Source organism: Zobellella denitrificans, assembly GCF_002237365.1.
Lineage (GTDB): Bacteria > Pseudomonadota > Gammaproteobacteria > Enterobacterales > Aeromonadaceae > Oceanimonas > Oceanimonas denitrificans.
The window spans coordinates 21,254-34,917 of the sequence record NZ_NMUO01000032.1; the positions used below are offsets into that span (position 1 = coordinate 21,254).

The following is a 13,664-nucleotide window of genomic DNA, read 5'->3' on the forward strand; positions in this document are numbered from 1 at the left end:
CCAGGTCAACGAACAACAATAAAGAATAAAAGATGATTTTTTATATCATCGGGTAATAACAAGCCCTGGCTTGCCGGCTCGCCCCCTTAATGGTGCTGGCCATGTCCATGAGCCGCCTGGGATTGGGTGCGGATATCCTTCACCGGCAGGGTCAACTGTTCGGTGTCACCATTGTCCCAGCGCAACTCCAGGCTGACCTCATCCCCCGCCGCCAAGGGCTGTTTCACGCCCAGCAGCATGATGTGCAGGCCGCCCGGTTGCAGGCTGACCCTTTCACCGGCCGGCACCGCTATCCGCTCCACTTCCCGCATCCGCATCACCCCTTCCTGCTCCAGTACGGTATGCAGTTCCACCTTCTCCGCCTGGGGCGAGGTCGCGCTCACCAGCGCCAGATCCCGGTCGCCGTTATTTTCCAGCTGCATAAAGGCGGCGGTATTGGGTCCCATCGGCGGGGTCGCCCTTACATAGCCCTCGCTGACGGCCACCTGAGCCCAACTGGCGCCACTTAACAAAACCAGGCCGAAGAGGTATCCGACTTTTTTCATCTGTGATTTCCTTGTGCTACGAAGAGAACAAAGCTTACCCCAAGGGGGAAGGCCAGACCATGATGTAACACATAAGGAGCCGCGATGAACACAGAGCACAGGCAGGACGGCGACGGTGTCCGCCATATCCGCCTCAACCGCCCGGAAAAGCGCAATGCCCTGGATCTGGGCAGCTACCGGTGGCTCAGGGAACAGTTGCGGAGCGCCATCGAAGACCCCGGAGTCAGGAGCATCGCCTTCTCTGCCGAAGGCAGCGACTTCTGTGCCGGCAACGATCTGGCCGACTTTCTCGCCGGTCCCGAACTCGGCCCCGGGCACCCCATCATCGAGCTGCTGCACGCTCTGGCGGACTGCCCCAAGCCGCTGCTGGCCGGGGTGCAGGGCAACGCGGTCGGCATCGGCGCCACCCTGCTGCTGCACATGGATCTGGTGCTGCTGGCCGAGGACGCCCGGCTCAGCTTTCCCTTTGTCGATCTGGGGCTGGTACCGGAGTTCGCCTCCAGCCTGCTGCTGCCCCGACGCCTCGGCCATGTGCGCGCCTGCCAGTTGCTGCTGCTGGGCGACAGCCTGGATGCCGCGACCGCCCGGGACTGGGGCCTGGCCAACCAGTTGGTGGCAACCACCGAGCTGCCGGCACGGCTGGAAGAGACGGCGCGCCGGCTGGCGGCCAAGCCCACCCGGGCCTTGCTGGCCAGCAAGGCCCTGCTCAAGGCCCCGGAACAGGCGCTGCTGCACCGGACCATCGACCAGGAAATCGAGGTGTTCCGCCAGGCCCTGGCCGGCGACGAGGCCCGGGGCCGCATCGCCGCCCTGCTGGCACGGATAGGCGGGCGCTGAACGGCGGACATAAAAAAGGGCCCCCTTGCAGGAGCCCTTGTCTTATCAGCGAGTCGAGATAACTTATTCGTCGTTGCCGCCGGCGGCGTTCAGCAGATCGGCCAGACTCTGTTCGGCTTCGTCCGCCGAGATCTGCACCGGCTGCTCCGGCTGACGCCGGGCCTGACGGCCCTGATGGTAGGCGAAGCCGGTACCGGCCGGTACCAGACGGCCCACGATCACGTTTTCCTTCAGACCGCGCAGATCGTCGACCTTGCCGGACACCGCCGCCTCGGTCAGCACCCGGGTGGTTTCCTGGAAGGAAGCCGCCGAGATGAAGGATTCGGTGCTCAGGGACGCCTTGGTGATGCCCATCAGCACGTGACGATAGCTGATCGGTTGCTTGCCCTCGGCTTCCAGAGCCCGGTTGGCCTGGCGGATCCGCACCACCTCGGCCTGTTCGCCTTCGATAAAGTCGGAGTCACCGGCGTTCATGATCTCGGCACGGCGCAGCATCTGACGGACGATGGTCTCGATGTGCTTGTCGTTGATCTTAACGCCCTGCAGACGGTAAACCTCCTGCACCTCGTTGACGATGTAGTTCGCCACCGGGCTGATACCGCGCAGGCGCAGGATATCGTGGGGAGATTCCGGGCCGTCGGCCAGCACTTCGCCTTTTTCGACCTTCTCACCTTCAAACACGTTGAGGTGACGCCATTTCGGGATCATCTCTTCGTAGGCCTCTCCCCCTTCCAGCGGGGTGATCACCAGGCGGCGCTTGCCCTTGGTCTCTTTCCCGAAGGAGATGGTGCCGGATACCTCGGCCAGGATGGCCGGCTCTTTCGGCTGACGGGCTTCGAACAGGTCGGCAACCCGCGGCAGACCACCGGTGATGTCCTTGGTACCGCCGGATTCCTGCGGGATACGCGCCAGGGCGTCACCCACGTTGAGCACGGCGCCGTCTTCCAGGCTGACGATGGCACGACCGGGCAGGAAGTACAGGGCCGCCAGGTCGGTACCGGGGATAAACACGTCCTTGCCGGACTCGTCCACCAGCTTCACGGTCGGGCGCAGTTCCTTACCGGCGCTGGGACGCTCGTTCACGTCCATCACCACGATGCTGGACAGACCGGTCAGTTCGTCGGTCTGGCGGCTGATGGTGATGCCGTCAATCATGTCGATGAACTTGATGCGGCCCGCCACCTCGGTAACGATGGGGTGAGTGTGCGGATCCCAGTTGGCCACGATCTGGCCGGCCTGTACGGTTTCGCCGTCGGCTTTCTCCAGCAGGGCACCGTAGGGCAGCTTGTGGTTTTCCCGGGTCTGGCCCATGTCGTCGATGATGGTCAGCTCGGAAGAGCGGGACACGATCACCGTCTTGCCATCGGCGTTGGTAACGAACTTGGCGTTCTGCAGCTTGACGGTACCGGTGTTTTTCACCTGGATGCTGCTCTCGGCCGCCGCCCGCGATGCCGCACCACCGATGTGGAAGGTACGCATGGTCAGCTGGGTACCCGGCTCACCGATGGACTGGGCGGCGATAACGCCGACCGCCTCGCCCTGGTTGACCAGGTGGCCACGGGCCAGATCGCGACCGTAACAGTGGGCGCAAACGCCGTGGTCGTTGTCACAGGTGATGACGGAACGCACCTTGACCCGATCGACGGAGTTGCCTTCCAGCACGTCACACCACTTCTCGTCGAGCAGGGTGTTGCGGGCTACCAGCACTTCCTCGTCGGTACCGGGCTTGATCACGTCCTCGGCCACCACCCGGCCCAGCACGCGCTCGCGCAGGGGCTCGACCACGTCGCCGCCTTCGATCAGCGGGGTCATCCACAGACCTTCGTGGGTACCACAGTCATCGGAGGTGATCACCAGATCCTGGGCCACGTCCACCAGACGACGGGTCAGGTAACCGGAGTTCGCGGTCTTCAGCGCCGTATCCGCCAGACCCTTACGGGCACCGTGGGTGGAGATGAAGTACTGCAGTACGTTCAGGCCTTCGCGGAAGTTCGCGATGATCGGCGTCTCGATGATGGAGCCGTCCGGCTTGGCCATCAGGCCCCGCATACCGGCGAGCTGACGGATCTGGGCGGCACTACCCCGGGCGCCGGAGTCGGCCATCATGTAGATGCTGTTGAAGGAGTCCTGCAGCTCTTCCTGGCCGTCACGGTTGATGACCACGTCCTTCGACAGGTTTTCCATCATCGCCTTGGACACCCGCTCGTTGGCGCTGGCCCAGATGTCGATAACCTTGTTGTAGCGCTCGCCCGCGGTCACCAGACCGGACTGGAACTGATCCTGGATTTCGGTAACTTCGGCTTCGGCCTCTTCGATGATGTCCTTCTTCGCATCCGGGATCACCATGTCGTTGATGCCGACGGACACGCCGGACAGGGTGGCGTAATGGAAGCCGGTGTACATCAGCTGGTCGGCGAAGATGACGGAGTCCTTCAGGCCCAGACGGCGATAACAGCCGTTCAGCAGCCGGGAGATCTGCTTCTTGCCCATGGCCTGGTCGACCATGCCGAAGGGCAGGCCCTTGGGCACGATCAGGGACAGGATGGCGCGGCCGATGGTGGTGTCACGGATGGCGGTCTTTTCCACCATGGTGCCGTCTTCCATCTTTTCGAAATCGGTGATGCGCACCTTGACCCGGGCGTGCAGCTCGGCGTGACCGGCGCGGTAGACCTTTTCGGCCTCCTTGGCGCTGGTCAGCAGCATGCCCTCGCCCTTGGCGTTGATCTTTTCCCGGGTCATGTAGTACAGACCCAGTACCACGTCCTGGGAAGGAACTATGATGGGCTCGCCGTTGGCCGGAGACAGGATGTTGTTGGTGGACATCATCAGCGCACGGGCTTCGAGCTGGGCTTCCAGGGTCAGCGGTACGTGGACCGCCATCTGGTCACCGTCGAAGTCGGCGTTGTAGGCCGCACACACCAGGGGGTGCAGCTGGATGGCCTTGCCTTCGATCAGCACCGGCTCGAACGCCTGGATCCCCAGACGGTGCAGGGTCGGCGCCCGGTTCAGCAGCACCGGGTGTTCGCGGATGACGTCGTCCAGGATATCCCAAACCACGGCTTCCTCGCGCTCGACCATCTTCTTGGCCGCCTTGATGGTGGTGGCCAGGCCACGGGCTTCCAGCTTGCCGTAGATGAAGGGCTTGAACAGCTCCAGCGCCATCTTCTTCGGCAGGCCGCACTGGTGCAGGCGCAGGGTCGGGCCCACGGTGATCACGGAACGGCCGGAGTAGTCGACCCGCTTGCCCAGCAGGTTCTGACGGAAACGACCCTGTTTACCCTTGATCATGTCGGCCAGGGACTTGAGCGGACGCTTGTTGGAGCCGGTGATGGCGCGGCCGCGACGGCCGTTGTCCAGCAGGGCGTCGACAGACTCCTGCAGCATCCGCTTTTCGTTGCGCACTATGATATCGGGCGCGGCCAGATCGAGCAGGCGCTTCAGACGGTTGTTGCGGTTGATGACGCGACGATACAGATCGTTCAGATCCGAGGTCGCGAAGCGGCCGCCGTCGAGCGGCACCAGCGGACGCAGATCCGGCGGCAGCACCGGCAGCACCGTCATCACCATCCACTCGGGCTTGTTGCCGGAGAAGTGGAAGGCTTCCATCAGCTTGAGGCGCTTGGTGATCTTCTTGCGCTTGGTTTCGGAGTTGGTCTGATCCAGCTCCTCGCGCATGGTGTTGATCTCGCCTTCCAGATCGATGCCGCGCAGCAGGGCCAGCACCGCCTCGGCGCCCATCTTGGCGTCGAACTCGTCACCCCACTCTTCCAGGGCGTCCAGGTACTGTTCTTCGGACAACATCTGGCCACGCTCCAGGTTGGTCATGCCCGGCTCGATCACCACGAAGGATTCGAAGTACAGCACCCGCTCGATGTCGCGCAGGGTCATGTCCAGCAGCAGGCCAATGCGGCTCGGCAGGGATTTCAAAAACCAGATGTGGGCGACCGGGCTGGCCAGCTCGATGTGGCCCATGCGCTCGCGGCGCACCTTGGTCTGGGTAACTTCCACGCCGCACTTCTCGCAGATTACACCGCGGTGCTTGAGGCGCTTGTACTTGCCACACAGACACTCATAGTCCTTGACCGGACCGAAAATCCGGGCACAGAAAAGGCCGTCACGCTCCGGCTTGAAGGTACGGTAGTTGATGGTCTCAGGCTTCTTGACTTCGCCATAGGACCAAGAGCGGATCATGTCCGGCGAGGCCAGACCGATTTTGATACCGTCAAACTCTTCAGTCTTACTCTGCGCTTTCAAAAACTTAAGCAAGTCTTTCACGTTAGTCTCCTGTGAGGAGTTCTACCTGGGCGCTCCCCTCTTCCCAAAGGAAAAAGGGGGCGCCGTTATTTCCGAGGCAGTCGCTCGCCTTAATTCTCTTCCAGCTCGATGTTGATACCGAGGGAGCGGATTTCCTTCAACAGTACGTTGAAGGACTCGGGCATGCCCGGCTCCATGCGGTGATCGCCGTCCACGATGTTCTTGTACATCTTGGTCCGGCCGTTTACATCGTCCGACTTGACGGTCAGCATTTCCTGCAGGGTGTAGGCGGCGCCGTAAGCTTCCAGCGCCCACACTTCCATCTCCCCGAAACGCTGGCCGCCGAACTGGGCCTTACCGCCCAGCGGCTGCTGGGTGACCAGGCTGTAGGAGCCGGTAGAACGGGCGTGCATCTTGTCGTCCACCAGGTGGTTCAACTTCAGCATGTACATGTAGCCCACGGTGACCGGACGCTCGAAGGCATTGCCGGTACGGCCGTCGTACAGGGTGATCTGGCCGGATTCCGGCAGATCCGCCAGCGTCAGCAGGCGCTTGATCTCGTGCTCGCGCGCACCGTCGAAGGCCGGGGTGGCGATCGGCATGCCTTTGCGCAGGTTCTCGGCCAGCACCCGAACCTCGTCGTCGGAGAAGGTGGACAGATCCACTTTCTGCCGTACGCCGTCACCCAGATTGTAGACTTCCTGGATGAAGTCGCGCAGACGGGCCACTTCCTGCTGCTCCTTGATCATGCGATCGATCTTCTCGCCGATGCCCTTGGCCGCCAGACCGAGGTGGGTTTCGAGGATCTGACCGATGTTCATCCGCGAGGGTACGCCCAGCGGGTTGAGCACGATGTCGACGGGGGTGCCGTGTTCGTCGTGGGGCATGTCTTCGATCGGCACTATGGTGGAGATAACACCCTTGTTACCGTGACGGCCGGCCATCTTGTCGCCGGGCTGGATACGACGCTTCACCGCCAGGTAGACCTTGACGATCTTGAGCACGCCCGGGGCCAGATCGTCGCCCTGGGTGATCTTGCGGCGCTTGTTTTCGAACTTCTTGTCGAAGTCGGCCTTCAGCTCGGCATACTGCTCGGCGATCTGCTCCAGCTCGATCTGCTTGCCTTCGTCGTCCACCGCCTGCTCCAGCAGCTTGGCACGGGCAATCTTGTCGACCTTGTCGGCGCTCAGACCGGCGGCGATCAGCACGGAGCGGGCGCGGGCGAAGATGCCTTCTTCGAGGATGCTGAACTCTTCGGTCAGGTCCTTCTTGGCCTGCTTGAGCTGCATCTGCTCGATGTCCTGGGCACGCTTGTCCTTCTCCACGCCGTCACGGGTGAAGACCTGCACGTCGATGACGGTACCGTACACGGAGTTGGGCACCCGCAGGGAAGAGTCCTTCACGTCGGAGGCCTTTTCGCCGAAGATGGCGCGCAGCAGCTTCTCTTCCGGGGTCAGCTGGCTCTCACCTTTGGGGGTGACCTTGCCGACCAGGATATCGCCGGGTTTCACTTCGGCGCCCACGTAGACGATGCCGGACTCGTCCAGCTTGCTCAGGGCGGCCTCACCCACGTTGGGAATGTCGGCGGTGATCTCTTCCGGACCCAGCTTGGTGTCACGGGAGATACAGGACAGTTCCTGGATGTGGATGGTGGTCAGGCGATCTTCCTGTACCAGCCGCTCGCTCAGCAGGATGGAATCTTCGAAGTTGTAGCCGTTCCAGGGCATGAAGGCCACGCGCAGGTTCTGGCCCAGGGCCAGTTCACCCAGGTCGGTGGAGGGGCCGTCGGCCAGCACGTCGCCACCCAGCACCAGTTCGCCCGGCATCACGCAGGGACGCTGGTTGATGCAGGTGTTCTGGTTGGAACGGGTGTACTTGGTCAGGTTGTAGATGTCGATACCGGCTTCGCCCGGCAGCATCTCTTCCTCGTTGACCTTGACCACGATGCGGGAAGCGTCGACGTAATCGACCACGCCACCGCGCTTGGCGACCACGGTCACACCGGAGTCCACCGCCACGGCACGCTCGATACCGGTACCTACCAGCGGCTTGTCCGCCTTCAGGGTCGGCACCGCCTGACGTTGCATGTTCGAGCCCATCAGTGCCCGGTTGGCGTCATCGTGCTCGAGGAAGGGGATCAGCGAGGCCGCGACCGAGACGATCTGCTGCGGGCTCACGTCCATGTACTGGACCTGATCGGCATTCATGTAGGTGGCTTCACCCTTGTGACGGCTGGGCACCAGCTCGTCCAGCAGGCGGCCGTTTTCGTCGGTGGCGGCGTTGGCCTGGGCGATGACGAAGTGGCCCTCCTCGATGGCGGACAGGTAATCCACCTCGTCGGTGATCTGGCCGTCCACCACCCGGCGGTACGGGGTCTCGAGGAAACCGTACTCGTTGGTGCGGGAATAGCAGGCCAGGGAGTTGATCAGACCGATGTTCGGACCTTCAGGGGTCTCGATGGGGCACAGGCGGCCGTAGTGGGTCGGGTGCACGTCGCGCACTTCGAAGCCGGCGCGCTCACGGGTCAGGCCGCCCGGGCCCAGGGCCGAGATACGGCGCTTGTGGGTCACTTCCGACAGCGGGTTGTTCTGGTCCATGAACTGGGACAGCTGGCTGGAACCGAAGAACTCCTTCACCGCGGCGGAAATCGGCTTGGCGTTGATCAGATCCTGGGGCATCAGGGTGTCCAGATCGCCCAGGGACAGGCGCTCCTTCACCGCGCGCTCGACGCGAACCAGGCCCACGCGGAACTGGTTTTCGGCCATTTCGCCGACGGAGCGGATCCGGCGGTTACCCAGGTGATCGATATCGTCCACCTCGTCGTTACCGTTACGGATGTCGATCAACTGCTTCATCACGTCGACGATGTCGGACTTGGTCAGGGTACCCGGACCATTGAGTTCTTCCCGGCCCAGGCGGCGGTTGAACTTCATCCGGCCCACGGTGGACAGATCGTAGCGATCTTCGGAGAAGAACAGGTTTTCGAACAGGGTTTCGGCCGCTTCGCGGGTGGGCGGCTCGCCCGGACGCATCATGCGATAGATTTCCACCAGCGCCTCGAGGCGGGTGGTGGCGGAATCGATGCGCAGGGTCTCGGACATGTAGGCGCCGTGATCCAGTTCGTTGGTGAACAGGGTCTCGAACTGCTTGAAGCCGGCCACAGACAGGTTGGCCAGGTTTTCCAGGCTCAGTTCGCTGTTGGCGGCGACGATCACTTCACCGGTGTCGGCGTTGATGTAATCCTTGGCCGACACCTTGCCGACGGCATATTCCACCGGTACTTCGATCTGCTCGACACCGGCCTTCTCCAGTTGGCGGATATGGCGGGCGGTGATGCGGCGACCGGTTTCCACCACGGTTTCGCCGGCGACCACGATGTCGAAGGAGGCGGTTTCACCGCGCAGGCGCTCGGGCTTGAGCTCCATCATCAGCTTGCCATCGACCACTTCGAACCGGGTGGTGTCGAAGAAGGTGGCCAGGATGTCTTCGGTGGTGAAGTCGAGCGCACGCAGGATAATGGACGCCGGCAGCTTGCGGCGACGATCGATGCGCACGAACAGGTTGTCTTTGGGATCGAATTCGAAATCGAGCCAGGAACCACGGTAGGGGATCACACGGGCGTTATACAGCACCTTGCCGGAAGAGTGGGTCTTGCCGCGATCGTGATCGAAAAACACACCCGGGCTGCGGTGCAGCTGGGAGACGATTACCCGCTCGGTACCGTTGATGACGAAGGTACCGTTCTCAGTCATGAGCGGGATTTCGCCCATGTAGACTTCTTGCTCCTTGATGTCCTTGACAGTGCCGGCGGCGGCTTCTCTGTCGTACAGGACCATCCGCAACTTGACGCGCAGCGGCGCCGAGTAGGTCACGCCGCGAATTTGACATTCCTGCACGTCAAACACGGGCTCACCCAGCCGGAAGCTGACATACTGCAGCTCGGCGGTGCCGGAATAGCTGGTGATGGGGAAAACGCTGCGGAAAGCCGCTTCCAGACCGTACTCGCCTTGGGGATCTGCTTCAATAAACTGTTTGAAGGAGTCAAGCTGGATTGACAGCAGGTAAGGCGTGTCCAAGACCTGGTCACGCTTACCGAAGTCCTTACGAATGCGTTTTTTCTCGGTATAAGAGTAAACCATAGGGTTCCTCAGCTCGCTGATAAGTGACCCACTCTGTCCAAATGGGACAGCTCTAAAAACATCGTTTTTTGTCAGGCCGGGTCTCTCGACAACACCCGGAGGCTGGAACAACAAGGGGCGCAAACGATGTGAAAATTCCCCTCATCCCACAGCGCAAAAGGGCCGGTGAATAAAGATTCACCAGCCCTAGCCCGATTGCTCAGGCCGCTAAGCTATAGTCTAGCTTATTTGAGCTCAACAGTAGCACCAGCTTCTTCAAGCTCTTTCTTCAGTGCTTCGGCTTCGCCTTTGCTCAGCTGCTCTTTAACAGCGGCAGGAGCAGACTCAACCAGAGCCTTGGCTTCTTTCAGGCCCAGACCGGTAGCGCCACGAACGGCCTTGATAACGGCAACCTTGTTCGCGCCGGCAGCAGCCAGGATCACGTCGAACTCGGTCTGCTCTTCTACGGCAGCGGCGGCTTCACCGGCAACGGCTACGGCAGCGGCAGCAGAAACGCCGAACTTCTCTTCCATGGCTTCGATCAGTTCAACAACTTGCATTACAGACATTTCTGCAACGGCTTCGATGATTTGGTCTTTAGTGATAGACATGACTCAAATTCCTAATGTTCTGAAGTAGACGGTAATCAAGCAACCAGAAGCGCCTTAGGCGGCTTCGGCTTCTTTCTTGTCGCGCAGGGCAGCAAAAGTACGAACCAGCTTGCCGGCAGAGGCTTCCTTCATGGTAGCCATCAGCTTGGCGATCGCTTCTTCGTAAGTCGGCAGCTTGGCGAGGCGGTCAATTTGGGCCGCGGGGATAAATTCGCCCTCGTAAGCCAGACCTTTCACCTCGAACGCGTTTTGCTCTTTGGCAAAATCCTTGAACAGACGAGCGGCAGCGCCCGGGTGTTCGTTGGAAAACGCGATCAGGGTAGGACCCACGAATACCTCTTTCAGGCACTCGTAATCGGTCCCTTCCACTGCCAGGCGAGCCAGGGTGTTACGGACTACCTTGAGGTAGATACCGTTGTCACGGGCTTGCTTGCGCAGGGTGGTCATGGCAGCTACGGTCACGCCGCGAGAATCGGCAACGACTGCAGACAGGGCGCCCTTGGCAGCTTCGTTGACTTCAGCAACAATTGCTTTTTTGTCGTCGAGTCTTAATGCCATTGGCTAAACTCCTGGATTCCACCTGGGAAATTCCCAGATTAAACACACGCCCCAGGTTTTGGGGCACCAAGGTGGCAGATTCCAGAAGAAAGGAATGCTTTCTAACTGGGTCCCGGCACCATCTACGCTGGAAAATTAAGCCTTGCGGCTCCAGCGGTCTTGGACGGGAGTCGAAGCCCCCAACCAAATAACAAGGCGCAAAATTCTACGAGAATCACTGCGCCTTGTAAATGCTTAATTAAGCAACGTCCAGGCTGGACTGTTCGATAGAAACGCCAGCGCCCATGGTGGTGGACAGGCTGACTTTCTTGATGTACTGGCCCTTGGAGGAAGCCGGCTTGGCACGCTTCAGCGCGCCCAGCAGGGCTTCCAGGTTGCCTTTCAGCTTGTCGGCGTCGAAATCGACCTTGCCGATGGTGGTGTGGATGATACCGTTCTTGTCGTTACGGTAACGCACCTGACCAGCCTTGGCATTCTGCACGGCTTCGGCCACGTTCGGGGTAACGGTACCCACTTTCGGGTTCGGCATCAGGCCACGCGGACCCAGGATCTGGCCCAGCTGACCCACCACGCGCATGGCGTCGGGAGAGGCGATGACCACGTCGAAGTTCATTTCGCCTTTCTTCACCTGCTCGGCCAGGTCGTCCATGCCGACCAGGTCGGCACCGGCAGCCTTGGCGGCGTCGGCGTTGGCACCCTGGGCGAACACGGCGACACGCACGTCACGACCGGTGCCGTGGGGCAGCACGGTGGCGCCACGCACGTTCTGGTCGGATTTACGGGCATCGATGCCGAGGTTGACAGCCACGTCGATGCTCTCGACGAACTTGGCGGTGGCCAGCTCTTTCAGCAGGGCGATGGCTTCGTTGATTTCGTACTCTTTGGTGGCGTTCACACGCTCACGGATGGTACGCATACGCTTGGTCAGTTTTGCCATTGTCTTAGCCCTCCACTACCAGGCCCATGGAACGGGCAGAACCTTCGAGGCAACGCACGCGGGCGTCAACGTCAGCACCGGTCATGTCCGGGGCCTTGGTCTTGGCGATTTCTTCCAGCTGAGCGCGGGTCACGGTGCCCACTTTCTCTTTGTTGGGCTTGCCGGAGCCGGACTTGACGCCAGCCGCTTTCTTCAGCAGGAAGGCGGCGGGCGGAGTCTTGGTTTCGAAGGTGAAGGAGCGGTCACTGTATACGGTGATCACGACCGGAGTCGGCGCGCCTTTTTCCAGGCTTTCGGTACGGGCGTTGAACGCCTTACAGAATTCCATGATGTTCACGCCGTGCTGACCCAGGGCAGGACCAACGGGCGGGCTCGGGTTAGCTGCACCAGCTGCTACCTGCAGCTTGATGTAGGCTTGTACTTTTTTAGCCATTGAAAATTACCTCAAGAATGGGTGATAACGCCTTGGAGCCAGGCTCCGCTAACGGCTCCCCAAGTTAAAAGGGCGGCAAATTGTAGTGCAATTTGCCGCCCCGCTCAAGCATCTTGCTCGAAATATACTCAGGATTTTTCCACCTGACCGAATTCCAGCTCCACCGGGGTGGAACGACCGAAGATCAGCACGGACACCTTGACCCGGCTCTTCTCGTAATCCACCTCTTCCACCACACCATTGAAGTCGGCGAAGGGGCCTTCGGTGACCCGCACCACCTCGCCCGGCTCGAACAGGGTCTTGGGTTTCGGCTTGTCCACCGCATCCTGCAGGCGGTTGAGGATGGCGTCGGCTTCCTTGTCGGAGATGGGCGCCGGACGCTCGGGAGTGCCGCCGATAAAGCCCATCACCCGGGGGATGCTGCGTACCAGGTGCCAGGTGGCATCGTTCATCTGCATCTGAACCAGCACGTAGCCGGGGAAGAACTTGCGCTCGCTCTTGCGCTTCTGGCCGGCGCGCATTTCCACCACCTCTTCGGTAGGTACCAGCACTTCGCCGAACTGATCTTCCATGCCGTGCATCTTGATATGCTCGCGCAGGGACTTGGCGACGCGCCCTTCATATCCGGAAAACGCCTGGACCACATACCAACGCATTCTTTGTTCTGACATGGCTAATCCTTATACTCCGGTAACCAGATTGACCAGCCATACCAGCAGGCCATCCAGCAAAAACAGAAAGAGGCCAACCAGAGCGGTGACGGCCAGTACGATCAGGGTGGTCTGGATGGCTTCCTGGCGGGTCGGCCACACCACCTTGCGCATTTCCAGACGGGACTCCTTGGCGAAGGCGAAGGTGCTCTTGCCCTTCTGGGTCTGATAGGCCAGCAAACCGGCGATACCCGCAGCCACTACCACGCCGGCAGCACGAATGAAGACTGCCAGATCACTATAGAGATAATTGGCGACCACGGCCGCGATCAAAATAATGAAAACCAGACCCCACAGCAGGGTATCTTTTGCCCCGCCCTGGTTCTCGGTGTTTGCACTCATAAGCTACCTGTCTAAAAACTTAAGTCTGTCACAGACGCGAAAACCCCGCTATCGGCGAGGTAAGTGGCAGGGGCGGAGGGACTCGAACCCCCAACCGTCGGTTTTGGAGACCGCCGTTCTACCAATTGGAACTACGCCCCTAATACAAGAAAGCCCCTATTATAGGGGCTTTCCGGTGTGATTGTAAGCGCTATTACTCGATGATCTTGGCAACAACGCCGGCGCCAACGGTGCGGCCGCCTTCACGGATGGCGAAGCGCAGACCGTCTTCCATCGCGATGGGAGCGATCAGGGTCACGACCATCTTGATGTTGTCGCC

General features: G+C 60.8%; 11 protein-coding genes and 1 tRNA gene. 1 reads left to right on the forward strand and 11 read right to left on the reverse strand.

Translation table 11 applies throughout. The annotated features are described in order from the left end of the window. Positions 1-86 precede the first annotated feature (86 nt). Positions 87-545 carry a copper chaperone PCu(A)C gene (locus CGX12_RS08895; RefSeq protein ID WP_094039535.1) on the reverse strand — a complete coding sequence of 153 codons (459 nt, stop codon included), beginning with the start codon at positions 543-545 and terminating at the stop codon, positions 87-89. A gap of 84 nt (positions 546-629) precedes the next feature. On the opposite strand from CGX12_RS08895, the gene CGX12_RS08900 reads away from it, so the two are divergent. Beyond that, on the forward strand, positions 630-1,382 hold the full coding sequence (locus tag CGX12_RS08900; protein ID WP_094039536.1) for an enoyl-CoA hydratase/isomerase family protein: 753 nt from the start codon (positions 630-632) through the stop codon (positions 1,380-1,382). A gap of 63 nt (positions 1,383-1,445) precedes the next feature. Here CGX12_RS08900 and rpoC read toward each other — a convergent pair whose 3' ends face one another. The 10 genes from rpoC to CGX12_RS08950 all read right to left on the reverse strand — a co-directional run. Then, positions 1,446-5,657, reverse strand: a complete 4,212-nt coding sequence (gene rpoC / locus CGX12_RS08905; RefSeq protein WP_094039537.1) for a DNA-directed RNA polymerase subunit beta' — start codon at positions 5,655-5,657, stop codon at positions 1,446-1,448. 89 nt (positions 5,658-5,746) lie between these two features. After that, positions 5,747-9,775, reverse strand: a complete 4,029-nt coding sequence (rpoB, locus tag CGX12_RS08910) for a DNA-directed RNA polymerase subunit beta (protein WP_094039538.1) — start codon at positions 9,773-9,775, stop codon at positions 5,747-5,749. A 224-nt stretch (positions 9,776-9,999) separates the two neighbouring features. Continuing rightward, complete coding sequence (gene rplL, locus CGX12_RS08915) at positions 10,000-10,365, reverse strand: 50S ribosomal protein L7/L12 (protein ID WP_094039539.1); 366 nt, start codon at positions 10,363-10,365, stop codon at positions 10,000-10,002. Between the two features lie 54 nt (positions 10,366-10,419). Then, positions 10,420-10,923, reverse strand: coding sequence for a 50S ribosomal protein L10 (gene rplJ, locus CGX12_RS08920; protein WP_094039540.1), 504 nt, complete (start codon positions 10,921-10,923; stop codon positions 10,420-10,422). A gap of 238 nt (positions 10,924-11,161) precedes the next feature. Continuing rightward, positions 11,162-11,860, reverse strand: a complete 699-nt coding sequence (gene rplA / locus CGX12_RS08925; protein WP_094039541.1) for a 50S ribosomal protein L1 — start codon at positions 11,858-11,860, stop codon at positions 11,162-11,164. Positions 11,861-11,864: 4 nt separating this feature from the next. Beyond that, positions 11,865-12,293: a 50S ribosomal protein L11 gene (gene rplK / locus CGX12_RS08930; RefSeq protein ID WP_094039542.1), complete on the reverse strand. Its 429-nt coding sequence runs from the start codon at positions 12,291-12,293 to the stop codon at positions 11,865-11,867. Positions 12,294-12,421: 128 nt separating this feature from the next. Then, on the reverse strand, positions 12,422-12,964 hold the full coding sequence (nusG, locus tag CGX12_RS08935; protein ID WP_094039543.1) for a transcription termination/antitermination protein NusG: 543 nt from the start codon (positions 12,962-12,964) through the stop codon (positions 12,422-12,424). 9 nt (positions 12,965-12,973) lie between these two features. Then, positions 12,974-13,345, reverse strand: a complete 372-nt coding sequence (gene secE, locus CGX12_RS08940) for a preprotein translocase subunit SecE (protein WP_094039544.1) — start codon at positions 13,343-13,345, stop codon at positions 12,974-12,976. A 64-nt stretch (positions 13,346-13,409) separates the two neighbouring features. Beyond that, a tRNA-Trp gene (locus CGX12_RS08945) sits at positions 13,410-13,486 on the reverse strand. A gap of 52 nt (positions 13,487-13,538) precedes the next feature. Next, the coding region (locus tag CGX12_RS08950; protein ID WP_446750932.1) for an EF-Tu C-terminal domain-related protein at positions 13,539-13,664 on the reverse strand (126 nt) is incomplete at its 5' end.

Bases quoted from the DNA above. Each gene is read 5' to 3' on its own strand.
- nusG (WP_094039543.1), bottom strand. From the start codon at position 12,964: ATGTCAGAACAAAGAATGCGTTGGTATGTGGTCCAGGCGTTTTCCGGA.
- secE (WP_094039544.1), bottom strand. From the start codon at position 13,345: ATGAGTGCAAACACCGAGAACCAGGGCGGGGCAAAAGATACCCTGCTG.
- CGX12_RS08895 (WP_094039535.1), bottom strand. From the start codon at position 545: ATGAAAAAAGTCGGATACCTCTTCGGCCTGGTTTTGTTAAGTGGCGCC.
- rplL (WP_094039539.1), bottom strand. From the start codon at position 10,365: ATGTCTATCACTAAAGACCAAATCATCGAAGCCGTTGCAGAAATGTCT.
- CGX12_RS08900 (WP_094039536.1), top strand. From the start codon at position 630: ATGAACACAGAGCACAGGCAGGACGGCGACGGTGTCCGCCATATCCGC.
- rplK (WP_094039542.1), bottom strand. From the start codon at position 12,293: ATGGCTAAAAAAGTACAAGCCTACATCAAGCTGCAGGTAGCAGCTGGT.
- rplA (WP_094039541.1), bottom strand. From the start codon at position 11,860: ATGGCAAAACTGACCAAGCGTATGCGTACCATCCGTGAGCGTGTGAAC.
- rpoB (WP_094039538.1), bottom strand. From the start codon at position 9,775: ATGGTTTACTCTTATACCGAGAAAAAACGCATTCGTAAGGACTTCGGT.
- rplJ (WP_094039540.1), bottom strand. From the start codon at position 10,923: ATGGCATTAAGACTCGACGACAAAAAAGCAATTGTTGCTGAAGTCAAC.